This window comes from Afipia birgiae 34632 (assembly GCF_000308295.2).
GTDB lineage: Bacteria > Pseudomonadota > Alphaproteobacteria > Rhizobiales > Xanthobacteraceae > Afipia > Afipia birgiae.
On sequence record NZ_HG326653.1, the window covers coordinates 77,043 to 101,751 of the forward strand.

The 24,709-nt window shown below is 63.0% G+C and carries 25 protein-coding genes; 12 read left to right on the forward strand and 13 right to left on the reverse strand.

Annotation, left to right across the window (positions count from 1 at the left end; translation table 11 throughout):
* Positions 1-1,620 (reverse strand): ATP-dependent helicase HrpB (gene hrpB / locus BN32_RS14265; protein ID WP_244438178.1); only part of this gene is annotated, 1,620 nt, incomplete at its 3' end.
* Positions 1,621-1,726: 106 nt separating this feature from the next.
* The gene (locus BN32_RS14270) at positions 1,727-3,037 is read right to left on the reverse strand and encodes a UDP-glucose dehydrogenase family protein (RefSeq protein ID WP_019199662.1); all 1,311 of its coding nucleotides are present in this window, start codon (positions 3,035-3,037) and stop codon (positions 1,727-1,729) included.
* A gap of 154 nt (positions 3,038-3,191) precedes the next feature.
* On the opposite strand from BN32_RS14270, the gene BN32_RS14275 reads away from it, so the two are divergent.
* The 3 genes from BN32_RS14275 (at position 3,192) to BN32_RS14285 (ending at position 8,225) form a co-directional block, all read left to right on the forward strand.
* Positions 3,192-4,250 carry an acyltransferase family protein gene (locus BN32_RS14275; protein WP_019199661.1) on the forward strand — a complete coding sequence of 353 codons (1,059 nt, stop codon included), beginning with the start codon at positions 3,192-3,194 and terminating at the stop codon, positions 4,248-4,250.
* Positions 4,251-4,430: 180 nt separating this feature from the next.
* Positions 4,431-7,556: a DNA polymerase I gene (polA, locus tag BN32_RS14280; RefSeq protein WP_019199660.1), complete on the forward strand. Its 3,126-nt coding sequence runs from the start codon at positions 4,431-4,433 to the stop codon at positions 7,554-7,556.
* A 27-nt stretch (positions 7,557-7,583) separates the two neighbouring features.
* The gene (locus BN32_RS14285) at positions 7,584-8,225 is read left to right on the forward strand and encodes a LysE family translocator (protein ID WP_019199659.1); all 642 of its coding nucleotides are present in this window, start codon (positions 7,584-7,586) and stop codon (positions 8,223-8,225) included.
* Here the strand turns inward: BN32_RS14285 and BN32_RS14290 are convergent.
* Positions 8,222-8,848: a glutathione S-transferase family protein gene (locus BN32_RS14290; RefSeq protein ID WP_040426715.1), complete on the reverse strand. Its 627-nt coding sequence runs from the start codon at positions 8,846-8,848 to the stop codon at positions 8,222-8,224. The two genes, BN32_RS14285 and BN32_RS14290, sit on opposite strands and share 4 nt — an antisense overlap.
* A gap of 110 nt (positions 8,849-8,958) precedes the next feature.
* Between BN32_RS14290 and pyrE the strand changes: the two genes are divergently transcribed.
* The 4 genes from pyrE to BN32_RS14310 all read left to right on the forward strand — a co-directional run bounded on the left by pyrE (position 8,959) and on the right by BN32_RS14310 (position 12,880).
* Positions 8,959-9,522, forward strand: a complete 564-nt coding sequence (pyrE, locus tag BN32_RS14295) for an orotate phosphoribosyltransferase (protein WP_019199657.1) — start codon at positions 8,959-8,961, stop codon at positions 9,520-9,522.
* A 45-nt stretch (positions 9,523-9,567) separates the two neighbouring features.
* Complete coding sequence (locus BN32_RS14300) at positions 9,568-11,031, forward strand: sodium:proton antiporter (RefSeq protein ID WP_019199656.1); 1,464 nt, start codon at positions 9,568-9,570, stop codon at positions 11,029-11,031.
* Positions 11,032-11,070: 39 nt separating this feature from the next.
* Positions 11,071-11,976 carry a ketopantoate reductase family protein gene (locus BN32_RS14305; protein ID WP_019199655.1) on the forward strand — a complete coding sequence of 302 codons (906 nt, stop codon included), beginning with the start codon at positions 11,071-11,073 and terminating at the stop codon, positions 11,974-11,976.
* Positions 11,977-12,103: 127 nt separating this feature from the next.
* Positions 12,104-12,880, forward strand: coding sequence for a DUF2865 domain-containing protein (locus BN32_RS14310; protein WP_019199654.1), 777 nt, complete (start codon positions 12,104-12,106; stop codon positions 12,878-12,880).
* Positions 12,881-13,066: 186 nt separating this feature from the next.
* Here BN32_RS14310 and BN32_RS14315 read toward each other — a convergent pair whose 3' ends face one another.
* A complete protein-coding gene (locus BN32_RS14315; RefSeq protein ID WP_019199653.1) occupies positions 13,067-13,498 on the reverse strand; it encodes a hypothetical protein in 432 nt (143 codons plus the stop codon).
* 217 nt (positions 13,499-13,715) lie between these two features.
* On the opposite strand from BN32_RS14315, the gene BN32_RS14320 reads away from it, so the two are divergent.
* Entirely contained in the window at positions 13,716-14,207 is a 492-nt protein-coding gene (locus BN32_RS14320) for a GDSL-type esterase/lipase family protein (RefSeq protein WP_040426558.1), read from the forward strand.
* A gap of 22 nt (positions 14,208-14,229) precedes the next feature.
* Here the strand turns inward: BN32_RS14320 and BN32_RS14325 are convergent, their stop codons facing one another.
* The 3 genes from BN32_RS14325 to BN32_RS27125 form a co-directional block, all read right to left on the reverse strand.
* A complete protein-coding gene (locus BN32_RS14325) occupies positions 14,230-14,448 on the reverse strand; it encodes a hypothetical protein (protein ID WP_019199651.1) in 219 nt (72 codons plus the stop codon).
* A 122-nt stretch (positions 14,449-14,570) separates the two neighbouring features.
* Complete coding sequence (locus BN32_RS14330; protein WP_019199650.1) at positions 14,571-14,879, reverse strand: DUF4440 domain-containing protein; 309 nt, start codon at positions 14,877-14,879, stop codon at positions 14,571-14,573.
* A complete protein-coding gene (locus tag BN32_RS27125; protein ID WP_019199649.1) occupies positions 14,876-15,022 on the reverse strand; it encodes a hypothetical protein in 147 nt (48 codons plus the stop codon). Before BN32_RS27125 ends, BN32_RS14330 begins: the two co-directional genes overlap by 4 nt.
* A 145-nt stretch (positions 15,023-15,167) precedes the next feature.
* On the opposite strand from BN32_RS27125, the gene BN32_RS14335 reads away from it, so the two are divergent.
* Together BN32_RS14335 and BN32_RS14345 are read left to right on the forward strand one after the other, a co-directional pair.
* The gene (locus BN32_RS14335) at positions 15,168-16,010 is read left to right on the forward strand and encodes an acyl-CoA thioesterase (protein ID WP_040426721.1); all 843 of its coding nucleotides are present in this window, start codon (positions 15,168-15,170) and stop codon (positions 16,008-16,010) included.
* Between the two features lie 176 nt (positions 16,011-16,186).
* Positions 16,187-17,074: a hypothetical protein gene (locus BN32_RS14345; protein ID WP_019199646.1), complete on the forward strand. Its 888-nt coding sequence runs from the start codon at positions 16,187-16,189 to the stop codon at positions 17,072-17,074.
* A gap of 83 nt (positions 17,075-17,157) precedes the next feature.
* Here the strand turns inward: BN32_RS14345 and BN32_RS14350 are convergent, their stop codons facing one another.
* From BN32_RS14350 to BN32_RS14370, 5 genes are all read right to left on the reverse strand, one after another.
* Positions 17,158-17,931 (reverse strand): ABC transporter ATP-binding protein, encoded by a 774-nt coding sequence (locus BN32_RS14350; protein ID WP_040426723.1) that lies wholly within the window; start codon positions 17,929-17,931, stop codon positions 17,158-17,160.
* Entirely contained in the window at positions 17,931-18,953 is a 1,023-nt protein-coding gene (locus BN32_RS14355; protein ID WP_040426725.1) for a FecCD family ABC transporter permease, read from the reverse strand. Before BN32_RS14355 ends, BN32_RS14350 begins: the two co-directional genes overlap by 1 nt.
* The gene (locus tag BN32_RS14360) at positions 18,950-20,023 is read right to left on the reverse strand and encodes an iron ABC transporter substrate-binding protein (RefSeq protein WP_019199643.1); all 1,074 of its coding nucleotides are present in this window, start codon (positions 20,021-20,023) and stop codon (positions 18,950-18,952) included. The genes BN32_RS14355 and BN32_RS14360 overlap by 4 nt, the downstream gene beginning before the upstream one ends.
* 8 nt (positions 20,024-20,031) lie before the next feature.
* Entirely contained in the window at positions 20,032-20,241 is a 210-nt protein-coding gene (locus BN32_RS14365; RefSeq protein WP_019199642.1) for a TOBE domain-containing protein, read from the reverse strand.
* A 277-nt stretch (positions 20,242-20,518) separates the two neighbouring features.
* Positions 20,519-22,135, reverse strand: a complete 1,617-nt coding sequence (locus BN32_RS14370; protein ID WP_040426727.1) for a phosphoenolpyruvate carboxykinase — start codon at positions 22,133-22,135, stop codon at positions 20,519-20,521.
* A gap of 418 nt (positions 22,136-22,553) precedes the next feature.
* Here BN32_RS14370 and BN32_RS14375 point away from each other — a divergent pair, with 418 nt between their 5' ends.
* Positions 22,554-22,958: a RidA family protein gene (locus tag BN32_RS14375; protein WP_040426729.1), complete on the forward strand. Its 405-nt coding sequence runs from the start codon at positions 22,554-22,556 to the stop codon at positions 22,956-22,958.
* Positions 22,959-22,989: 31 nt separating this feature from the next.
* Here BN32_RS14375 and BN32_RS14380 read toward each other — a convergent pair whose 3' ends face one another.
* Entirely contained in the window at positions 22,990-23,721 is a 732-nt protein-coding gene (locus tag BN32_RS14380) for a HugZ family pyridoxamine 5'-phosphate oxidase (protein WP_019199639.1), read from the reverse strand.
* Between the two features lie 241 nt (positions 23,722-23,962).
* Here BN32_RS14380 and BN32_RS14385 point away from each other — a divergent pair, with 241 nt between their 5' ends.
* The gene (locus BN32_RS14385) at positions 23,963-24,664 is read left to right on the forward strand and encodes a response regulator transcription factor (protein ID WP_019199638.1); all 702 of its coding nucleotides are present in this window, start codon (positions 23,963-23,965) and stop codon (positions 24,662-24,664) included.
* Positions 24,665-24,709: the final 45 nt, after the last annotated feature.

The following is a 24,709-nucleotide window of genomic DNA, read 5'->3' on the forward strand; positions in this document are numbered from 1 at the left end:
CGACGTACGTACGCGTACGTACGTCCGGTACCGTCCGTACCGTCCGTCCGGTCGGTCGGGTAGGGTGGTGGGGTATTCTTTCGCGCATTCGAAGATACAGACCCCCTCCCCGGCCCTCCTCCACCAGGGGGAGGGAGAAGGATGCGCGACCTGTTTCGCCCAGCGCTCCGCAAGCTGCCGCGCGCTTTGCGCGCGCTGCGAACGGTCGCGGCGGAACTGATTCAGCCGCGCATCGAGATCGGCGCTGTCGCCGCCGAGGCCGCGCTCGGTGAGAACGGCGGCGATCAACGCAGCCTCATCGCCCGAGCCCAGCCGGTGCGAATCCACGATCATGCGCGCGAGGCGCGGCGGCAGCGCCAGCTCACGTAGACTGTTGCCCTCCGGAGTGATCCGGCCGGACCCATCAAGCGCATTCAATTCACGCAGCAGCGCGCGCGCTTCGGTCAGAGCCGGTAGCGGCGGCGGATCGAGGAACGCCAGCGCCGATGGATCGATCGCGCCCCAATGGGCGAGATCCAGCACCAACGACGACAGGTCTGCCGACAAAATCTCCGGCCGTGTATAAGCATCCAGCGATGCCGTCTGCGGCTCGTCCCAGAGGCGATAACACACACCGGGCTCGGTGCGCCCGGCGCGGCCGCGCCGCTGATCGACGGCAGCCCGCGAGGCGCGGATGGTTTCCAGCCGCGTCAGGCCGATGTCAGGTTCGTAACGCGGCACTCGCGCCATGCCGGAATCGACCACGATCCGAACGCCCTCGATGGTGAGCGACGTCTCCGCAATCGACGTCGCCAGCACCACCTTGCGCTGCCCCCTGGGCGGCGGCGAAATCGCGCGATCCTGTACGGCTGCATCGAGCGCGCCGAACAGCGGCACGATCTCGGTGTTCGGATCGCTGACGCGCTCGCTGAGAAACGTTTGCGTGCGGCGGATTTCGGCGGCACCAGGCAAAAACGCCAGCACCGATCCATTGTCGGCGCGCAACGCCGTCGCAATGGCGTCCGCCATCTGACGCTCGATCTGCACGTCCGGCTTGCGGCTGAGATAACGCGTATCGACAGGAAACGCGCGGCCTTCGCTGGCGATCACCGGCGCATCACCGAGCAGCTTCGCCACCCGCGCACCGTCCAGAGTCGCGGACATCACAAGGATGCGCAAATCCTCACGTAGTCCGGTTTGCGCGTCGCGTGCGAGGGCAAGACCCAGATCCGCATCGAGCGAGCGTTCGTGGAATTCGTCGAACAGCACCGCGGCAACGCCTGACAGTTCCGGATCGTCGAGAATCTGCCGCGTGAAGATGCCCTCGGTGACCACCTCGATCCGGGTCGCACGCGAGACCTTCGAGCCGAAGCGCACACGATAGCCGACGGTCTCGCCGACTTTCTCTCCCAATGTTTGCGCCATGCGCTCGGCTGCAGCGCGCGCGGCGATCCGGCGTGGTTCCAGCACGATGATCTTCTTCTTGCCGACCCATGCTGCATCCAGCAACGCCAGCGGCACCCGCGTGGTCTTGCCCGCGCCGGGCGGAGCGACCAAAACCGCGGTGTTGCTGCGCGCGAGCGTCGATGTCAGCTCATCGAGAACAGCGTCGATGGGAAGAGGCGTGGAGAAAGCGATCATCGGAATAGATATAGCCGTCATTGCGAGCGAAGCGAAGCAATCCAGAGCCAAAGAATGGATTGCTTCGTCGCTTACGCTCCTCGCAATGACGCAGCGAATCTCGAGCTCAAACCGCCCCGCGCCCGACGCTCTCGTAGGTGAAGCCCAGCTCTTCCATCTCGTCGCGGCGATAAATGTTGCGCAGATCGACCATCACGGGTGTCGCCATCTCGCGCTTGAGCCGCTTCAGATCGAGCGCGCGGAACTGCCGCCACTCGGTGACGATCACCAGCGCATCGGCATCCCTGGCGACCGCATAAGGGTCCTCGCAATACGTAATGTCGGGCAGTTCCTTCTTGGCCTGCTCCATGCCCGCGGGATCGTAGGCGCGCACCTTGGCGCCAAGATCGAGCAGACCCGTCACCAGCGGGATCGACGGCGCTTCGCGCATGTCGTCAGTATCCGGCTTGAAGGTCAGACCCAGCAAACCGATGGTCTTGCCGCGCAAATTGCCGCCGAGCGCGCTCGAGACCTTGCGCGCCATCGCGCGCTTCCGATTGTCGTTAACCGCGAGCACGGCTTCGACGATGCGCAGCGGCACATCGTGGTCCAGTGCGGTCTTCACCAGCGCGCGGGTGTCCTTCGGAAAACACGAGCCGCCGAAGCCGGGACCGGCGTTGAGAAATTTCGGACCGATGCGGTTGTCGAGCCCGATGCCGCGCGCAACCTCCTGTACATCGGCACCCACTTTTTCCGACAGATCCGCCATCTCGTTGATGAAGGTGATCTTGGTCGCGAGGAATGCGTTGGCGGCGTATTTGATCAGCTCCGCCGTGCGCCGCTCGGTGTACATGATCGGCGCCTGGTTGAGATACAGCGGACGATAGACCTCGCCGAGAACCTTGCGCGCGCGCTCGTCGGACGTTCCGACCACGATCCGGTCCGGATGCTTGAAGTCGCGGATCGCGGCGCCCTCGCGCAGGAATTCCGGATTGGATGCGACAGCGATATCGGCCTGAGGATTGGTCTCGCGGATAATGCGCTCGACCTCGTCGCCGGTGCCGACCGGCACTGTGGACTTGGTTACGACGACGGTGAAGCCCTGCAGGGCCCTGGCGATCTCGCGGGCCGCCGCATGGACGTAGGTCAGGTCGGCATGGCCGTCGCCACGCCGCGACGGCGTGCCGACCGCGATGAACACCGCGTCCGCCTCACCGACCGGGCCTGCCAGGTCGGTGGTGAAATCGAGCCGTCCGGCGCTCACGGAGGCTGCCACCAGCCGGTCCAGATCGGGCTCGAAAATCGGGATTTCACCGCGATTGAGGGCGGTGATCTTGCCAGCGTCGGTATCGACGCAGGTCACGCGATGGCCGAAATCCGCGAAACAGGCGCCGGACACCAGCCCCACATAGCCCGTGCCAATCATGGCAATCCGCATGAAGTTACCTGTCCCTTGAGAAAATTAACGATGTTGCTTTCGCGGGCGCTTTTAGCGCAATTCCGCGTGAAGTGGGCACAACATTTGTACGAATAAAGGAGAAAGAAACCCATCCGCCCCATGATGGCGCGCAGTTGGACCGAAACGAGACACGATGAGCAACAACGGCACATCCGGCACGCACCTGTCCCCCGTCTCCGAGCGGATCGACTGGGTCGACTATGCCAAAGGCATCTGCATCGTCATGGTGGTGATGATGCATTCGACGCTGGGCGTCGAGGCGGCCGCGGGCAAACAGGGCTTCATGCACCTGTTCGTCGAGTTTGCAAAACCGTTCCGGATGCCGGATTTCTTCCTGATTTCAGGGCTGTTTCTGGCGCGGGTGATCGGCCGCGACTGGCGCACCTATCTGGACCGCAAGGTGGTCCATTTCGCCTACTTCTATGTGCTGTGGGTGACCATCCAATTCGGCTTCAAGGCCCCGGGCTTCGCCGCCGAGCAGGGCTGGAGCCATGTCGGCATCATGTATCTGCAATCTTTCATCGAGCCGTTCGGCACGCTGTGGTTCATCTACCTGCTGCCGGTGTTCTTCGTCGTGACCAAGGCGACACTGCGCATTCCCGCGGCGCTGATCTGGCTGATCGCCGCATTGCTTGAGGCCTCGCATGTCGCGACCGGCTGGACCGTGATCGACGAATTCGCCGCGCGCTTCGTCTATTTCTATTCCGGCTACCTGTTCGCGAATTACGTGTTCGTGCTGGCCGATCGTGCGCGCGACAAGCCGGGCCTCGCGCTGGCCGGTCTCGCGGCATGGGCGCTGATCAATGGCGTTGTGGTGTTCGCCGGCTTCGGCGACAGGCCGGTGATTTCGCTGGTGCTCGGATTTGCCGGCGCTGCCGCCGTCGTCGTCGGCGGTGCGCTGCTGGCTCGCGCCAACTGGCTCGGCTTCCTGCGCTATTTCGGCGAGCACTCCATCGTCATCTATCTGGCGTTCTTCCTGCCGATGGCGATCACGCGGGTGGTGCTGCTGAAGACCGATATCATTCCGGACATCGGCCTGATCTCGTTGATCGACACCATTGCGGCCGCGCTCGGCGCACTGGCGATGTGGTGGGGGGCGAAACGCGCCGGGCTGAACTTCCTGTTCGAACGGCCCGCCATGTTCTGGATCGCGCCGAAGCAGACGCGTCCGGCTTTTCAGGCGGCGGAGTAGGCGCGGCTCTGTCATCGCATACAGACCGTCATCACCGGGCTTGACCCGGTGATCCATGCCTTCGGAACATGCAGCAGAAAAACCGTGGATGGCCGGGTCAAGCCCGGCCATGACGAATTCTGATGTGCAACCCTGCCGCTCGGGGGTGTTATTCGCGGCCAAAATCCTTAAGTTGCGGCCATGCCGAAAAAGCCTGCATCCCCTGCGAAATCACCCGCCGCGAAACCCGCCGCTGTCAAAGAGCCGCCCGCCAAAGCTGCGGCGGCGAAAGCTCCTGCAACCAACGCCCCCGCCAAAGGCGATCACGTCTTTCTGGTGGATGGCTCGGGCTACATCTTCCGCGCCTATCACGCGCTGCCGCCGCTGAACCGCAAGTCCGACGGCCTGCAGGTCAACGCCGTGCTCGGTTTCTGCAACATGCTGTGGAAGCTGATGCGCGACATGCCGCCGGACAACCGGCCGACCCACCTCGCCATCATTTTCGACAAGTCCGAGGTCACGTTCCGCAACAAGCTCTATCCCGAGTACAAGGCGCAGCGGGCGCCAGCGCCTGACGACCTCATCCCGCAGTTCGCTCTGATCCGGGAAGCGGTGCGCGCCTTCGACCTGCCCTGTCTCGAACAGTCCGGCTTCGAGGCCGACGACCTGATCGCCACCTATGTGCGCGAAGCCTGCGAGCGCGGCGCGACCGCCACCATCGTGTCCAGCGATAAGGATCTGATGCAGCTCGTGACCGATTGTGTGTCGATGTACGACACCATGAAGGATCGCCGCATCGGCATTCCCGAGGTGATCGAGAAGTTCGGCGTGCCGCCCGAAAAGGTGGTCGAGGTGCAGGCGCTGGCGGGCGACTCGGTCGACAACGTGCCCGGCGTGCCGGGCATCGGCGTCAAGACAGCGGCACAGCTCATCACCGAATACGGCGACCTCGAAACGCTGCTCAAGCGCGCGCCGGAAATCAAGCAGCCCAAGCGGCGCGAAGCGCTGATCGAGCACGCCGAGAAAGCACGCATCTCGAAGAAGCTGGTACAGCTCGACGATCGTGTGGCGCTGGACGTGCCGCTCGACGAGCTTGCCGTGCACGAACCGGATTCGCGCAAGCTGATCGCTTTTCTCAAAGCGATGGAATTCTCGACCCTGACGCGGCGCGTTGCCGAGTACGCGCAGATTGATCCGTCGGATGTCGAAGCCGACGCCGGCATGAAAAGCGCGTTCGCGCCCGCCGACGTCGCCGCCTCGTCTCCCGCGACACCGCCGCTGGGCGGCGAGCCTGATCTGTTTGCAAGGGGCACTTCTTCACCTCTCCCGCTCGCGGCGGGAGGAGGTCTCTTCGACCGCACGAATGCCCCCTCCCCACCCTCCCCCGCAAGCGGGGGAGGGAGAAGAACAACCGCGCCTCAAACCCCGAAGGCGCTCGCCGACGCGCGCGCCGCGGAAGCGCGCAACGCCAAATTCAATCGCGCCGCCCACGCGACGATCAGGACCGTTGAAGAGTTGCAGCGGCGGATCGCGCGCGCTTTCGACATCGGCCAGGTTGCCGTGACGGTTGAAACTTCAAGCGCCGATCCGATGCAGGCGGAGATCTGCGGCATCTCGCTCGCCACCGGTGCCGGTGAAGCCTGCTACGTGCCGCTTGGTCACACCAAGCCCGGCGACGGGTCGGGGCTGTTTGCCGGTGGGCTGGCCCCGGACCAGATCAAGACCGCCGATGCGCTGGCTGCGCTCAAACCGCTGCTGACTGATCCCGGGGTTCTCAAGATCGGGCACGATCTGAAGTTCGATACAGTGGTGCTGGCGCAGCACGGTATCGACATGGCGCCGGTCGACGACACCATCCTGATTTCCTACGTGCTCGATGCGGGCCGCGCCAAGCACGATCACGAGTCACTGGCCGAGAGCTGGTTCGGCCACAAGGCCATTGGTTTCGGAGAGCTCATCGGCAGCGGCAAGAACCGCATTGCTTTCGATCAGGTACCGGTCGACAAGGCCACCGAATATGCCGCCGAACGCGCCGACGTCACCTTGCGGTTGTGGCGCGTGCTGAAGCCGCGGCTGATGGCCTATGGCGTCAACACGGTTTACGAGACGCTGGAACGTCCGCTGGTGTCCGTGCTCGCACGGATGGAACGGCGCGGCATTTCCATCGACCGCCAGGTGCTGTCGCGCCTCTCCGGCGAGTTCGCGCAGACCGCCGCGCGGGTCGAAGCCGACATTCAGAAAATGGCGGGCGAGCCGATCAATCCGGGCAGCCCGAAACAGCTCGGCGACATCATGTTCGGCAAGATGGGCCTGCCGGGCGGCGCGAAAACCAAAACCGGCGCATGGTCCACCTCGGCGCAGATTCTCGACGAACTGGCTGAAGCCGGTCATGACTTCCCAAAGCGCATTCTGGAATGGCGGCAGGTCACCAAGCTGAAGTCGACCTATACCGACTCGCTGCCGGAATACGTCAATCCGCAGACCCATCGCGTGCACACCACCTACGCGCTGGCCGCGACCACCACGGGGCGGCTGTCGTCCAACGAGCCGAACCTGCAGAACATTCCGGTGCGCACCGAGGACGGCCGCAAGATCCGCAAGGCTTTCGTCGCCACCAAGGGCCACAAGCTGGTGTCGGCGGATTACTCGCAGATCGAGCTGCGATTGCTGGCGGAGATCGCAGACATCCCGTCGCTGAAACAGGCGTTCCAGGACAAGCTGGACATTCACGCCATGACCGCATCGGAAATGTTCGGCGTGCCGATCAAGGACATGCCGTCCGAAGTGCGCCGCCGCGCCAAGGCAATCAACTTCGGCATCATTTACGGCATCTCGGCGTTCGGCCTCGCCAACCAGCTCGGCATTCCGCGCGAGGAAGCCGGCGCGTATATCAAGAAATACTTCGAGCGCTTCCCCGGCATCCGCGCCTATATGGATGCGACGCGCGACTTCTGCCGTGAACACGGCTATGTCGAGACGATCTTCGGCCGCAAGTGCCACTATCCCGATATCAAGGCGAGCAATCCCTCGATCCGCTCGTTCAACGAGCGCGCCGCCATCAACGCGCGCCTGCAAGGCTCGGCGGCCGACATCATCCGCCGCGCCATGATCCGGATGGAGGACGCGCTCGCCGAAAAGAAGCTGTCAGCCCAGATGCTGCTGCAGGTTCACGACGAACTGATCTTCGAAGTTCCGGAGGATGAGGTCGCGAACACCCTGCCTGTGGTCCAGCATGTGATGCAGGACGCGCCGTTCCCGGCGGTCTCGCTGTCAGTGCCGTTGCAGGTTGATGCCCGCGCCGCCAGCAACTGGGACGAGGCGCATTGATGGAACGCAAAGGACTATGACAAGCGAATGATCAGCGCCTTGTCCGCCTCCCTGCTGGCCTTCGCTCTGACATGCGTCGTCATCGAGATCACACCTGGGCCAAACATGGCCTATCTGGCGGCACTGTCGCTCTCGCAGGGGGCTCGCGCCGGCATCGCGGCTGTTGCGGGGATAGCTCTTGGACTCTCGGTCTATGGCGTGGCGGCGTCGCTCGGCCTCAGTGCGATCATCGACAATTCTACGTTTCTCTACGAGACGCTGCGCTGGGGCGGCGTGGCTTATCTGCTCTGGCTCGCATGGGACGCGTGGGCGGCCGAACGTGAGACTGCGCCGGACGCGACCGGCGACAACGACATGGTCGGGCCATGGATCGCATTCCGACGCGGATTGATTACCAACCTCCTCAATCCAAAGGCCGCGGTCTTTTATGTCGCCGTGCTGCCAGACTTCGTCCAGATCGGCAGGGGTTCGGTGGCAGCGCAGACGCTGATGCTGTCGGCGATCTACGTCGGCATCGCCACCGCGATCCATCTCATCATCGTGCTGCTTGCATCCCGCCTGCAAACCGTTATCGCGACACCCGAGAAACGCCGGACCGTCCGTCGTGTGCTCGCCGTACTGCTGGCTGCTATTGCGGTCTGGTTCGCGTTCAGCACGAACCGGGGCTAACTCAAGCCGACCTCAAATCCCTTTGCCACGCCCGGCCGCGCCATCATCGCCGCATACCAGCGCTTCACATTCGGGAAATCGTCGAGCGACACCTTGTGACGCTCGTGGCGCCACGCCCAGCCGAGAATGGCGAAGTCAGCGACCGAAATCTTGTCCGCGACAAATTCACGCCCCACGAGGCGGCGATCCAGCACGCCATAGAGCCGGCGCGTCTCCTTTGAAAAACGCTCGAGGCCGTAGCGGCGGTCCTGCTCGTTCTCCAGTGCGATGAAATGATGCACCTGGCCCGGCATCGGCCCGAAGCCGCCCATCTGCCACATCAGCCATTCCAGCACCGGGATGCGTTCGCCGAGATCCTTCGGCAGGAATTTTCCGGTCTTCTCGCCGAGGTACAGCAGAATCGCCCCGGATTCGAAGATACTGACCGGTTTGCCGTGCGGGCCATCCGGATCGACAATGGCGGGAATCTTGTTGTTCGGGCTGATCTTGAGAAAATCCGGCGCAAACTGCTCATCCTTGGAGATATTGATTGGATGCACCTTGTAGGGCAGGCCCATTTCCTCGAGTGCGATGCTGATCTTGCGGCCGTTGGGCGTATTCCAGGCGTAAAAGTCGATGGTCATTTGCTGCCTTTTATTGACCTTGCGCTGTTGACGGTGAGCGATCCACTGTGGAATGTCCACGGCGCGAGAGGTAAAATCCCGCCAATTTCCCACAGCTTGAAGAGATCGCCTTGTCCAAATCAGCGTCCCGCGCCCGCCTCGCCGACATCATCCGCAAACGCTCGTTCGGGCGCGGCGAGATCACGCTGGCCTCCGGCCGCAAGAGCGATTTCTATTTCAACCTGAAGCCCACCATGCTTGATCCGGAAGGCGCGGCGCTGCTCGCCGAACTGTCGCTGGATGCCCTCAAGGACGACAAGATCGATTACATCGGCGGACTGGAGATGGGTGCGGTGCCGATCGCCGGCGCGATCGCCCAACTGTCGTGGCTCAAGGGCCATCCCATTGCGGCCTTCTTCGTGCGCAAGAAGCCCAAGGAGCACGGCGCGCGGCTCGCCGTCGAAGGTCTCGCCAAGGGCGAGAGCCTGAGCGGCAAACGCATCGTTATCGTCGAGGACGTCACCACCACCGGCGGTTCGGCGATCAAGGCGGTGGATGCGGTGAAGGATTCGGGCGGCGAAGTCGTGCTGGTCTTTACCATGCTCGACCGCGACGAAGGCGCGACCGAAGCCTTCGCCGAAGCCGGCATTCCGTTCCGCGCGCTCTACAAGGCGGGCGAGTTTCTCAAGAGCTGACGTCTGCGCCTTCATCCTGCCTGCGGGAGCGAGGCGCGAGGAGGTATGTTGACTGACTGCAGCACGCGCCCGCAACGGGCCTTCACCCGCCGCGCCCGCTTCGGACTTGCCGCCGCCATTCTCGCGCTATTGCTGTTCCCCGCGCCCGCCTTCGCCGCCGAAGGGCTGGACGGCGCAAAGCTGTCGATCCTCTGGGCGCTGCCGTTCGTCGGCATTCTCTTGTGTATCGCCACCGGCCCGGTGTTCTATCCCCACGTCTGGGAGCATCACTACGGCAAGTTCACCGCTTTCTGGGCGGCGCTGATCGTGATCCCGCTGTTTGCGACCGCCGATGTTTCCACTGTGACGACGACGCTCGCGCACACCGCTTTTCTTGAATACATGCCGTTCATCCTGCTGCTGCTGGCGCTGTTCGTGACGGCAGGCGGGATCTACCTCGAAGGCAACCTGCCCGGCAGCGTGCTCACCAACACAGGCCTGCTCGCGGCCGGTTCGGTGATCGCCAGCATCGTCGGCACTACCGGTGCAGCGATGATCCTGATCCGCCCGCTGATCCGCGCCAACGACGACCGCAAGTACAATGCACACGTCGTGGTGTTCTTCATTTTCCTCGTCGCCAATATCGGCGGCGCACTGTCGCCGCTCGGTGATCCGCCGCTGTTCATCGGCTTTCTGAAAGGCGTCGATTTCTTCTGGACCACAAAACATTTGTGGCAGGAAACGCTGTTCGTGGGCGGTGTCGTGCTCGCCGTCTTCATGGCGATCGATCTTTACATGCATCACCGCGAGGGCCGTTTCTCGCAAAAAAAGGATCCAACGCCCGACTCGCCGCTCAGGCTTCACGGTAAAATAAATCTCGTCCTGATCGCGGTCATCATCGCCGCCATCCTGATGAGCGCGCAATGGAAGCCCGGTGTTTCACTCTTCGTCGCCGGTGTTGAGTTGCGAATTCAGGATCTGCTGCGCGACGTGATCTTCATTATGGTAACGATCTGGTCGCTGGCGCTAACGCGCAAATCGGACCGCGCCGCCAACGGCTTCTCATGGGGACCGATCCAGGAAGTCGCGATTCTTTTTGCAGGCATCTTCATCTGCATCGTTCCGGTAATGGCAATGCTGCAGGCCGGCCCGCAGGGACCGTTCGCCGCCCTGCTCGGCCTTGTTACCAATGCCGATGGCAGCAACAACGCCGCGGCTTTTTTCTGGCTGACCGGCATCCTGTCGTCGTTCCTCGACAACGCGCCGACTTACCTCGTGTTCTTCCAGCTCGCCGGCGGCGATCCGCAGGTGCTGATGGGCGCAAAGGCGGCGACGCTGGCCGCGATCTCGTCCGGCGCGGTCTTCATGGGCGCCAACACCTATATCGGCAATGCGCCGAACTTCATGGTCTATGCCATCGCGCGGCAGGCCGGTGTGAGGATGCCGAGCTTCTTCGGCTTCATGGTCTGGTCGATGCTGGTGCTGCTGCCAACCTTCGTGCTGGCGACGTTCCTGTTCTTCAGGCCGTAGGCGCGCGCCTCGGCTTCGGACTTGGCGGGAGGGAACCGGATGAAAATTGCGGTGATGGGGGCCGGAGCCGTCGGCAGCTACTTCGGCGCGATGCTGGCGCGAGCCGGGCATGATGTGACTTTGATCGCGCGGCCGCAACATGTCGAAGCCATCGGACAAGGTGGCCTGAGATTTGACAGCCGCAGCTTCAACGGCGCCGTTCCGGTGCAAGCCACAAGCGAGGCCTCGGGTGTCGAGGGTGCGGACGTCGTCCTGTTCTGCGTGAAATCGGCGGACACCGAGTCTGCAGGACAATCGATCGCTTCCTTCCTGAAACCGGACGCGACGGTCCTCTGTCTTCAGAACGGCGTGGACAATGCCGAGCGGCTGCAGACAACGATCCGGCAGATCGCGGTTCCTGCCGTCGTTTACGTCGCCACCGAGATGGCAGGGCCGGGCCATGTCAAACACCACGGGCGGGGCGAACTGATTATCGGCCCATCGCCGGCCAGCGCAGACATCGCGCGTCAGTTCAGCGACGCCGCGATACCGACGATGGTCTCGGACAACGTCATCAGCGAGTTATGGGTTAAGCTGATTACGAACTGCGCCTACAATGCTCTGTCGGCGGTTGCGGACCTGCCTTACGGACCGCTGCTCAAGGTCGCGGGCGTCACCGACGTGATGACAGCCGTGATCGATGAATGCACGACTGTCGCGCGGGCGCTCAAGGTCCCGCTTCCCGAAACCCTGCGTGACGCGACGCTGGCGCTCGCCGCCACGATGCCGGCCCAGTACTCATCGACCGCTCAGGATCTGGCGCGCGGCAAACTCACCGAGATCGACTATCTGAACGGCTATGTCGTGAGAAAGGGAACGGAGCACGGCATCGCAACACCGACCAATCTCGCCCTGTATGTCATGGTCAAATTGCGCGAAGCGCGCCTTGAGCATTCGCACTCCTAACCTCGCGTTTACCATCACGCCTTAAGGTCATTGACGCTGCGGCATCAACCTGCCGCAGGCGTCAGCGTTGCGTGAGTGGAGTTGCGTGTTGCGTAAACAGTTGCGTATTTCGCGCGTGCGGCGCCGCATGACGCTTGTTCTCACTGTCATGCTGGCAATGCCCGTGGTGTTTGCGCCGCGCGTGGCGTCCGCCGGCATTTTCGATTTCCTGTTCGGCGGCGACAAACCCCAGCGGCAAGCGCCGCAATCGTCAAGCAATGCCTTCGCCGATCCGTTCGGCCTGTCCAATCCAGATCCCGCGCCGCCCGTGGCATCGTCCGGCGGCCGCTTCACCACCTATTGCGTGCGAACCTGCGACGGCCGGTATTTCCCGCTGACCTCGCGCGGCGGCGGCACGCCCGCACAGATGTGCCAGTCGTTCTGCCCGGCAAGCCAGACCAAGGTGTTTTCCGGAAACAGCATTGACTATGCCGTCGGTCACATGGGCGAGCGCTATGTCGATACGCCGAATGCCTTCGCCTACCGTAAGGCGCTGAAAGCAGACTGCACCTGCAACGGCCGCGACCCGGCTGGCCTCGCGCCGGTCGATCTGTCCCTCGACACCACGCTGCGTCCCGGCGACATCGTCGCCACCTCAAACGGGCTCGTCGCCTATTCCGGTACGAATTCCAACGGCCAGACCGCGCAGTTCACGCCGATCAACAGCTATCCGGGCCTGACATCTGAGTTGCGCGCGCGTCTCGGCGAAATGAAGGTTGCGCCGGTCACCGCCGACCTGCCTGAGGACACCTATTCATCGCAGGATGTTACTGGCTCAGTGCCCGAGCCCAAATTCGCGCAGCCTATGGCGCCGGACGCTACCTTGCCGAAGATCCCCACGCCGAAAGCCAAGCGCGCGCTGTGAGTTTTTTCGCCTCGCCCCCGCCAGCAGGGACCCGCTTTGCGCGATAGCGCGTCATCCTGAGGTGCGAGCCGTACTTACGGCGAGCCTCGAAGGATACGCCGCAGAAAAACCTATGCCTCGCCGTCAGAGGCTCGCAAGTGCTCGCACCTCAGGATGACGGCCCTCTTCTGGAATTCCAAACTCTGCTCACCGCCCGACGATGACGCCGATCACATTGGGCGCCGCGAGATATTTTTCTTCCATCTCCATCCGGGCCCGCGCCTTGATCTCCGGCGTCAGCAAACCGCGATGCTCGGCCAGGATCATCCAGCAATAGCCCCACCAGTCCGTGAGAATGCCGGTGTCGTCGACCAGATCGTAGCCGTGCTCGGCGGCGAAAATCCGCGCTCGTGCTTCGTCCAGCGAATCGAGGAACTCGTGATCCTTCAGCGAAAACAGCTCGTCGCTGAAATCGTCGGTGGTGTAACCCCACACCGACATGCAGACCGCGTTGAACTCGCGGTCAATATGGTCGTCGTCCACCAGCCGCGTCCGGGCAGCGGTATGGAGACGGGAGAGCGTCCGGGCGAAGTCCGCGATGCGCGTCAGCGCCGTGTTGTCGAAAGCGATATTGGACATGTAGTCCTCAAGACCGATGACAGACCCTAGATGTGGTGGCGCAGCGCGCCGAATCACAATGATATATCAATGGCTTGCTAAAATGTTCTTAATTTGTTCCTTGATCATTTTGAATCGTGATCTGGCGGATTTCGGAAACTGGATCTTTCCGCAGAAAGCCACGGTATAATTTCACCGCCGCGCGGTTTGTCGCGAAGCCAACGTGGAGTTGCCGAACATGCTCAGAAGCCTGATCCTCATCTGCTTGCTGACGGTTGCCACCACCACGAATTCCAGCGCCCAGATTATCGCGCTCGGCGCCAGCAACACCGCCGGATATGGCGTCGGTCCATCGGCGGCCTATCCCGCCGTGCTGGAAGAACTTCTGCGTGCGAAGGGCCGGCCGATGTCGGTGAGCAACGCAGGCGTCAGCGGTGACACCACTGGCGGCATGCTGGCGCGATTATCGAGCGTGGCGCCGAACGGAACGAAGATCGTCATTCTTCAGATTGGCGGCAACGATCGCAGGAAGGGCATCAGCGAAGCAGAAGCCGCAGCCAATAGGTCTGAAATCCGAAAGCGCCTGCACGCCCGCGGCATCCGCATCATTGAAGTGGACGGCTATGTGAGATCGGCCCTTCAAAGCGGTCTGCGTCTTGCAGACGGTATTCACCTGACGGTGGAAGGCCATCGCAAAGTTGCGCAACAACTGGCTGCGTCAATTCGCTGACCGGCGATTCCTCGCGCGAACCTCAGGGCACAACCGTGATGGGTATTGAAGCGAGTTCATGGGAAAGCTTGCGCACGGCACTTTCGGCTTCAGCCGGAAGTTGCTCCGGGCTGCAGCAAAATGGCACCTCCAGCCCCAATGACTTGCTGGCGTCGCTTTCCCACACCAATCCGACAAATGACTTCTTCGTCACGAAGTCGTGCGTGAGACTGGCGATCTTGATGCCGTCGTTATCCGCCATCTGAACCTCCCGGTTTACATTCAGAATAGCACGCCTTGCGACTTGATTGTGACAGCTCCAATCGCCTTCGCGCTACGGCGAACCATCGACCGCGTATCCACGGTGCAGCGTTTGAGGCACGGCTATTGCCGCGTCGCCGCGCGCGGCGAGGAATGGTGATGCGCGATCATCCATTTGCCGTCCCGCCTGACCACCAGCATGGTGAAGCGCGAAGGCCGCGGCGCATCGCCCTCCGCCGCCCGGCTAAATGTATAAAGGCCGGTGCCGACCACAGCGTCGTCGTTGAGCACAATCGTGTAGCGCTCGGTGATGGCGTTCTTTCGCCCGCTGCCCGGCAACATCTCGAAATATTTCTGAAGCCCCTCGGTTCCCTTCGAAACGATCGGACTGGTGGTGCCGAGCAGAATGGCATCCGGCGTGTAAAGCTTCACCAGCGCATCACGGTCGTTGGCGCTGTAGGTTGCCGACCAACCCCGTCGATCACCGCATTCGCCTCCTCCGCCGGGCCGGCGAAGGCCATGCCCGGAGCCATGATCACCAGCGTTGCGGAGAGTACGCGCGCGAAAGCCATCATTCTGACCTCCTGTGTTCGACATACCGCGTCAATCTAGTACAGGTCGTGACGTTCGGCGTCACCGCGCATAACCGCCATTACCTCGCACGTCATTGAATTCAGCACCCGGTCCTGCGCAAAGTTCGGTCGCATGTGGGAGCCATTGATGCTTGAGAAGACGCCTGAGACCACCGTGAACGACACCGCCCATCCGTTCGACCGCGCCACCCAGGTCACCGCCGTGGGCGGACGCTGGCGCGGCACCGCCAGCGAAGATTATTTCGCCTTCGTCGGCCCGTTCGGCGGGGCCACCGCCGCGACGATGCTGCGCGCGATCATGGTGCAGCCGGAATGCGCCGGCGATCCGCTGTCGGTCACCGTGAACCTGTGCGCGCCGGTGGCGCGCGGCACATTCGACCTCACTGTGCGCCTGATAAAGGCGACCCGTTCAACGCAGCACTGGATGGTCGAACTGCTGCAGGACGACGGCGTCGCGGCATTCATGACCGCCGTGTTCGCGGTTCGCCGCCCCTCATGGTCACATCAACCGGCGACAATGCCCGAAGCCCCTCCGTTCGACGAGGCCAAACCGTTACCGGACAGCGGCATCGCGGCCTGGGTGCGGCAGTATCAGTTTCGCTTCGTGGAGGGCGCGCCGGGTTACGGCAACACCCCGCACGATGTCCCGGCGAGCGCGTATTCCAGGATGTGGCTCAGCGACACCACACCCCGGCGAATCGATTTCCTGTCGCTGCTGTCGATGTCCGACACCTTCTTCGCACGCATCTTCCATGTCCGCGGCACGATCGTGCCGATCGGCACGGTGTCGATGACGACAGTGTTTCATGCCGACGCGGCGGACCTTGCCGCAGACGACACCACGATGGTGCTGGGCGCCGCCGACGCGAACATTTTTCACAAGAGCTTCAGCGACCAGACCGGCGAGTTGTGGAGCCCGAGCGGGCGTCTGCTCGCGACCACCTCGCAGGTGGTTTATTTCAAGGCCTGAAAATCGGCTCAGCGGATGAGGGGAAAATTGCCGCAGCGCGCCGCGGCGGCGGCCCAATCTGACTGTCATAGTCGCAGTCCATGGTCCGGCCACCGCGATCCGGCATTTGGTACTGCGGTCGCACCGCGATTTCCGGATCGAGCGAGCATGTCTCAACAAATGACCGGAGATTGTGCATGATCCAGAAATTGTCCCATCGTCTTGCGACGGTTGCCGTCGCTGCCGCCGCATCCATGGTTGCCTTCGCCGCCCATGCCGAGATCGACAACAGCTCGCTGTCCGCGCCGGGCTTCCGTCCGCATGTGCGGACCTTCGGCCTCGTCTACACGCTGCCGAAAGAGGTCAACGACACCCTCGACCTGACCACCAAGGGTATGCTGCGCGAGAAGCTGCTCAATGCGAAGCTCGACGACGAAGCGCAGCGCTTCAACATTCCGCACGTCACTGTCGTGCACATCCATAACGCCGATGCCACCACGCCGGACAAGATGCTGAAGGCGCTGCCGAAGCTGCCGGGCGTTCTCAACGTCACCCTGAAGAAATTCTACACCACCGAAGCCGCCAAGGGCGCCGGGCAGCCGTGGTGGCTGGATCTCGGCATCGTCAAGGAGGGTGCCGACTTCGAGAGCATGATGGCGTTCAACACCACCGCCACCGCAGCACTCGCGCCGCTCCGCGACGGCCCGCTGCCGCGTTGCACGGGACCGGTTTACGCCGCCATGAGCGACGCCGCGAAGGAACTGGTGAAAACGGTCGGCGTCAGCGGCGTCAACGTCGTGAAGGACGGCAAGGAGCTGCGTTCGCACAATCCGCACAACACGCTGGTCTACAGCAACGTGGAGTTCACGCCGGAGCTTCAGAAGGACATGGATCAGACCGCTACCGAGTTCAACCAGATCCTGCCCGACGGCATCCCGGTCTCGTTCAAGACCATTTCCATCGTTGAACTGGGCTTTGCCGGAAACGTGCTGCGCGAAGTCTACCGGATCGATCTGCAGAACGGTTCGGTCCTGAACGTTGCCACCGGCAAGACCACCGGCGCCACGACGGCCACTGCACGCTGAGCTTTAAGAGTCTCGACACGTTTCACAAGAAATCTGGGCGGCTCGATGAGCCGCCCTTTCTGATTCAAACGCACGAGTGTCGTTCAGTGCGGATACACCGGGGCGCAGACCGTCTGCCCGCCGGCCAGCCGCTCGACCGTGACATCGACGCCATACACCGACTTGAGCCGCGCCGCAGTGAGCACCTCGGACGGCATTCCCTGCGCGACGATCACGCCGTCCTGCATCAGCGCAACGCGGCTTGCTACGGCAAAAGCCTGATCGGGATCGTGGGTCGAGAGAATGACGCCGCTGCCGCGCGCCGCGAGTTTGCGGATTTCGGCCAGCACCGCGACCTGATTGCCGAAATCGAGACTCGCCGTCGGCTCATCCATCACGATCAGCGGCGCCGCCTGCGCCATCGCCCGCGCCACGATCACCAACTGGCGCTGCCCGCCGGACAATGTCGTCACCTCGCGCGAAGCGAGTTCGGCGATGCCAAGTTCGGCCAGCGAGTCCTGCGCTATTTTCCGGTCTTCCTTTGTCGGGGCCGCGAACACACCGCGATGCGCGACCCGGCCCATCAGCACCAGATCGGACGCGGTGTAGGGAAACGCGGTGTCCTGTGCCTGCGGTACATAGGCGATGCGGCGCGCGATCTCCGCGCGCCGCAAATCCGCCAGTGCATCATCGCCGAGCATGACGCGGCCGCCCTGTGCGCGCAGCAAACCAAGCAGCGTCTTGAACAGCGTGGTCTTGCCGCACCCGTTCGGCCCGAGCAGACACAGCACCTCGCCGGTCTCGATGGTCAGATTCAGATTCCGGCCCACCGGCCGTTCGGGATAACCGAATGAAAGATCGCTGGCTGTGAGGTGCATCATGACCACCCGTGCCGGCCGCGCCAGAGCAGCCACAGAAAGAACGGCGCACCGACCACTGCCGTGAGGATGCCGAGCGGCACTTCGATACGTCCCAGCGAGCGCGCCAGCGTATCGACCAGCACCAGATAACTCGCGCCCATCAGCATCGCCGCAGGCAGCAGCCGCTCGAAGTTGGGGCCGACCAGCATCCGCGCGATGTGCGGAATCACGAGGCCGACCCAGCCGATCACGCCCGAGATCGCCACCACGCTCGCCGTGATCAGTGTCGCGGCGGCGATGACGATCACGCGCAGTCGCCCGGATTCGACGCCGAGCGATTTGGCCTCTTCATCGCCAAGCGACAGCACGTTGATCTGCCAGCGCAGCAGCACCAGCGGTACGAGGCCAATCAGCACCGCCGGCATGACATTCCAGAGATCGCCGCCGCGCACGCTGGCGAGACTGCCGAGCAGCCAGAAGGTGATCGCTGGAAGCTGGTCGTAAGGATCTGCCAGAATCTTCAGCAGGGAAATGGCCGCACCCGCCAGCGCGCCGACCACCACGCCGCCCAGCACGAGCACCAGCGTCGGGTCGCGCCCGCGCACGGCCACCGCGACCAGATAGACGAGGCCGACAGTTGCAAGGCCCCCGCCAAAAGCGAGCATCTGGATCGCGAACACCGGCAGCGACAGGAAAATGCCGATCACCGCGCCAAGACCGGCGCCCGCCGAGACGCCGAGCACATCAGGCGACACCAGCGGATTTCTGAACAATCCCTGATAGACCACACCGGCGCCCGCGAGCGAGGCACCAACCAGCAGGCCCGCCAGCACACGGGGCCCGCGGATACCGAACAGCACGCGTTGCTCGGCGGTCTGCGGCAGATCCCCGGACCAGAAATTTTTCAGCGCGCGGAAGAATCCATCGAGCGTCACGGGAAATGCGCCGACGGTCAGTCCGATCACGGCGACCGCAAGCGCCAGCACTGCGAGGCCGGGAATGATCCAGGAGACTCGCGATGCTGCCCGCTGTGCGGTCATCGGCGCGCCGGGATTGAGGGCGGCTTGCCGTCCGCCCATGCGATCAGCGTGTCGAGATCCGCGTCGGAGACATCGACATGATAGAACAGCTTGCAGAAGGCGCGCGTGTCCTGCCGGATGTCGAACGGAAAGCGCGCGCCGTGAAACAGATTGGCAAGCCAGCGCAGTCCGATCAGCCGGTTGATCGACGGCGGCCGGTCGATCCAGCCGAACGGCGCGGTCGGCGCAAGATACACACGGCCGTCCTTGACCGCCTTGATGCCCTGCCACAGCGGATCGCTACCTTTGGCGAGCTTGTCGTGGAAGTTGCGATCCCATGTAACGATGATGTCGGGATTCCAGGCGAGAATCTGCTCGGGCGACACATTGGCGATGCCGCGCCGCTGGTCCTGCGCGTCGGCGACATTACGTCCGCCTGCCCGCTCGATGATCTCGGTATTGATCGAACCTCTGAGCCCGGTCTCAAGTCCGTCCGGACCGCGCGCCAGATAAACACGTGGACGCTGCTCCTCCGGAATACTCGCGAGGGTCGCAGCGAGGCTCTTGAACAAATCGTCCGAATATTTCGCAAGCGCCTCGCCGTGCTCGGGCGCGCCGAAGATGTTGCCCAGCAGCCGGAACGACGCAGCCGTTGCTTCAAAGCGCCCATCGATCAGCACATAGGGAATGCCGGTGCGCTGCTGCACGCTGTCGGCCAGCGTCGCGAACGTCTGCCGCACCGATCCGTAGTCAACGATGAGATCCGGCTTCATTTTCAGCACGGTCTCGACATTGGCGGTGTCGCCGCGCCCGGTCAGAAGTCCCACTTCCGGCAGATCGCGCTGGCCAGGTGCAATGAACGGGCGCTCCTCGGCACGCAGCGCGCGCGGCCAGCCGACCATGGTCTCCGGCCGCATCGCATAGACCACCACCGACGCGGGTCCGCCCGCCGCGAACACATGATTGATGCGATCGGGCAGCGTGACGGTGCGGCCGGCGGAATCCGTGACCGTGCGCGCGGCACGCGCGGGCCGCACCAGCAGCATCATGCTGGCGCCGGCAACAAACGATCTGCGGCCGATAAGGGTCATGGCCGTTCTCAGTCGATGCCCACCATCACGTCGCTCGCCTTGACGATCGCGTAGACCTGCTTGCCGACTTCGAGCTTCAGTTCCTCGACCGAGGTTTTGGTGATCGCCGATGTGATGATGCTGCCGCCGCCGATATCGATCTTCACATGGCTGGTGGTGACGCCGTGATCGATGGCGACGACCTTGCCCTTGAGCTGATTGCGCGCGCTGATTTTCATTCTGCGATCTCCATCTGGTTCGGCCAATAAAATGGGCGACCCGCAAGCCGTCCTTTATACGTCAAAACCGGAATGAAGAAACTCACTCCGCCGCGAGTTTGACCTCGAGTCCGCGGCACCGTTGAGCTCGATGCACTCGGCAACAGAACCATTAAGGGCTACGACGCGCCTCTAGCGATCTTCGCGGTTGCGCGAAAGCATTGATCGTTTCAAACGAGAAAAAAAGGGCGGCTCGATGAGCCGCCCTTTTTCGATTCAGACGCGTTCGCTGAAGCGATCACTCCGCCGCGAGTTTGACCTCGGGGGCGGCGGCGCGGACGTCCGCGTCGACCTGCTTCTCGAACTGCTCGAAGTTCTTCTGGAACATGCCGACCAGCGCGCGCGCGGTCTTGTCGAACTCGGCCTTGTCCTTCCAGGTGTTGACCGGATCGAGAATGTCGCTCGGCACACCTTCCAGCGCCGTCGGCACCGCGAAGCCGAAATACTTGTCGGTGCGGAACTGGGCGTTGCGCAGCGAGCCGTTCAGCGCCGCAGTCAGCAGCGCGCGGGTCACCTTGATCGGCATGCGGCTGCCGGTGCCATACTTGCCGCCGGTCCAGCCGGTGTTGACCACCCAGCAATCGACATTGTGCTTGGCGATCAGCTCCTTCAGCAGCTTGCCGTATTCGGCCGGATCGCGCGGCAGGAACGGCGAGCCGAAGCAGGCCGAGAATTCCGGCACAGGCTCGTTGCCGAGGCCGCGCTCGGTGCCCGCGACCTTCGCGGTATAGCCCGACAGGAAGTGATACATCGCCTGCGCCGGCGTCAGCTTGGCGATCGGCGGCATCACGCCGAAGGCGTCGGCGGCGAGCATCACCAGATTCTTCGGATGACCGGCACGGCCGGTCCGCGACGCGTTCGGGATCGCCTCGAGCGGATAGGCGGAACGGGTGTTCTCGGTCTTGGAGCCGTCGTCGAAGTCGGGCTCGCGGGTGACCGGATCGAGCACGACGTTCTCGAGCACTGCGCCAAAGCAGATGCTGGCATCATAGATCGCCGGTTCTGCCTCGCGCGACAGCTTGATGGTCTTGGCGTAGCAACCGCCTTCGAAATTGAAGATGCCGTCCGGACCCCAGCCGGTCTCGTCGTCACCGATCAGCGTACGGTTGGGATCGGCCGAGAGTGTCGTCTTGCCGGTGCCGGAGAGGCCGAAGAAGATGGCGCTGTCGCCGTTCGGCCCGACATTGGCCGAGCAGTGCATCGGCATCACGCCCTGCGCAGGCAGGAAGTAGTTCAGCGTCGTGAACACCGATTTCTTCATTTCGCCGGCGTACTGGCTGCCTGCGATGAGGACGATCTTGCGGGTGAAGTCGATCGCGACGACGTTCTCGGACTTGCAGCCGTGACGCTTCGGATCGGCGCGGAAGCTCGGCAGATCGACGATGGTCAGCTCAGGCGCGAAGCTCGCAAGCTCGGCCATCTCGGGACGGCGCAGCAGCGTGCGGATGAACAGCGAGTGCCACGCCATTTCGGTGAACACGCGCGTCTTGATCTGGAATTTCGGATCGGCGCCGCCGTAAAGATCCTGCGCGAAGAGGCTCTTGCCTTCGCAGTGCTTGAGGAAATCCTGATACAGCGCTTCGAACTGTTCGGAGGTGATCGACTGGTTGCCGCCCCACCACATGGTCTTGTCGGTCAGCGCGTCGCGTACTGTGAACTTGTCTTTCGGCGAACGGCCGGTGAATACGCCAGTCTCTGCGACAAGCGCACCGCCGGCTGACAGCTCGGCTTCATTGTTGCGCAGCGAGTGCTCGTAGAGCGGCGCGGTGCCGAGATTCCAGTTCACCTGCTTGAGATTTTTGAAACCGAATTTGTCGGCGCCGAAGGCACCGTTGCGCACACCCGTCTCTTGCACTGTCAGAATCTCCCAAAAAGACCGCGTATCGTTTCGCGCGGCTGTCGCCAAACGCCTTGTCGCGGATGCCGGGGATCATAGCTCCCGGGCCTCGATCCGGCGACTTATTAGTGGCCAACGCGCGACTTGCCAAGCCGATCCGTCATAATGCGGCAATGATCGCGGGGACCGGCGAAAACGATTGAATTTCACGGGCTTGGCGGGGCCGCCGTGCGGCCGGTCAACCCCTTCGGAGTCTTGCCGCAGTGCGGCAGACGGACGGCGCGGCGCGATGCCGCTGGAGGGCGACCTTGTTCCCGTCGCGGCCCGCCGATGTAATCGCGTCATCGCCGCGCGCAATCGCGTGCGGGATCGGCAGTACGGGGAGCGTCTGATGCGCAAATGTTTGAGCGTCGTGTCGAGCGTTATGATGTTGGCAATGGCAGGGGTCGCCCACGCACAGGAGAAGAAAGTCATTTCAACGCCGGATGCGCCGCAGGCGATCGGCCCGTATTCGCAGGCCATTCGTGCCGGCAAGACGGTGTATCTCGCCGGACAGATTTCAATCGATCCCAAGACCAAGCAACTCGTCACCGGCACCATCGAAGAGCAGACGAAACTAGTGCTCGAGAATCTGAAAGCCGTGCTCGCGGCCGACGGCCTGACGATGGACCACGTGGTCTCGACCAGCGTTTTCCTGAAAGACCTCAATGAATTTGGAAAGATGAATGAGGTCTACGGCACCTACTTCAAGAACGCGCCTCCCGCCCGCGCGACCGTCGAGGTCGCGCGCCTGCCGCGCGATGTAAAAGTCGAAATTTCCGCCATCGCCGTGCATCCGTAGACAGCGCCGGACAGCGTGGGCAGGCTGCTCGTCAGACCCCTGCCCGCGCCCGGTCGGCCAGCGCCTTTAGCGCTTGCCGCAGTGCGCCCGGAGTAGCGATCCGCTCCGGAAAATCGAGCCGGAGCGTGCGCCGGTCATCCTGCATGTCGAGCCCTTCCGGGTCGCAGCCGATGCATTGCCATGCGCCCTCCGAAGCACCAAGCAGTTTCACCGCATACAGATTCATGGTGTCGGCGTGGTCGGCGTTCATGTGCGCGAGAATATCTGGCTCCGCCTCCACCAGCGCCTCCGCGCCCGCGAGATCGGTGAGAAAATCGCGCGGAGCAAGATCGACGATGCGGCCAAATCCCGCCACCAGATGCACGCCGCGCGGCACGATCCGGAAGAACGAGAAATCGCGAAAGCCTGCGAACTCCTCCGCCGACGGATGGGCGGCGAGATAACGCCGCTTCAGCAATTCGGCGTCGTCCGTCGCCTCTTGTGCGGTCCCGGCGAGCATGATGCGCGCGCCCTCCAGCGGATCGCCCGGCGCGCGTTCGTCCAGCATCAGCGAGACCCGCGGATCGGCCAGGATATTCTTGGTGTGAACCGCCAGCCGCGAGATCAGCAGGACCGGCATGCCGTCCGGCAGCGAGGCCACGTTGACCAGCGAGCAATAAGGATCGCCGCTCTGGGGCATCAGCGTCGCCAAGGCGCCTTGGCGGCTGCGGCCGAGCAGGGAACGGGTCAGGCGGGCGGGTTTGACATCGGTGGAGGGGTCCATCTAGGGGCCTGATTTCATTGAGTAACGGGCTTTTTTACGGCAAAAAGGGTTATATCCCGGAACAATCGCCTTATATAACCGTCAAGTTTCAATCACCGGCTGTGATCAGGAACTTGGTCACATTTCAGCCCAGCTTGCATTGCTCGTTGGCATGCGGGCCACCGCCTTATTTCACGGCATCAGGCTCGCCGGTCAGTACACAGTCGCTACGCCCACAACACTCGCTTTGGAAAGCAGGCTCATGCCCACAATCGCCCTGGTCGATGACGACCGCAACATTCTCACGTCGGTCTCGATCGCGCTGGAAGCCGAAGGCTACCGGATCATGACCTATACGGATGGCGCATCGGCTCTCGACGGGTTCAAGACGAGCCCGCCGGATCTCGCGATCCTGGACATCAAGATGCCGCGCATGGACGGCATGGAAACGCTGCGGCGTCTTCGGCAGAAGTCCGATCTGCCGGTGATATTCCTCACCTCGAAGGATGAGGAAATCGACGAGCTGTTCGGTCTCAAGATGGGCGCCGACGATTTCATCCGCAAACCGTTTTCGCAGCGCCTGCTGGTCGAGCGCGTGAAGGCGGTGCTGCGGCGCGCGGTGCCGAAAGATCCGGCCGCCGCGCCGAAGGAAATGGACGCCAAGGCGCTGGAGCGCGGACTGCTGCGCATGGACCCGGAACGTCACACCTGCACCTGGAAGAACGAGCCGGTGACGCTGACGGTCACCGAATTCCTGATCCTGCAGGCGCTGGCCACCCGCCCCGGCGTGGTAAAAAGCCGCAACGCGCTGATGGACGCGGCCTATGACGATCAGGTTTATGTCGACGACCGCACCATCGACAGCCACATCAAGCGCCTGCGCAAGAAGTTCAAGGCAGCCGACGACGATTTCGAGATGATCGAAACCCTGTACGGCGTCGGTTACCGGTTCAAGGAAACCTGACCGCTCGGCATGCGCCACGGTCGGGGGACTGACGGGTCACCCGCA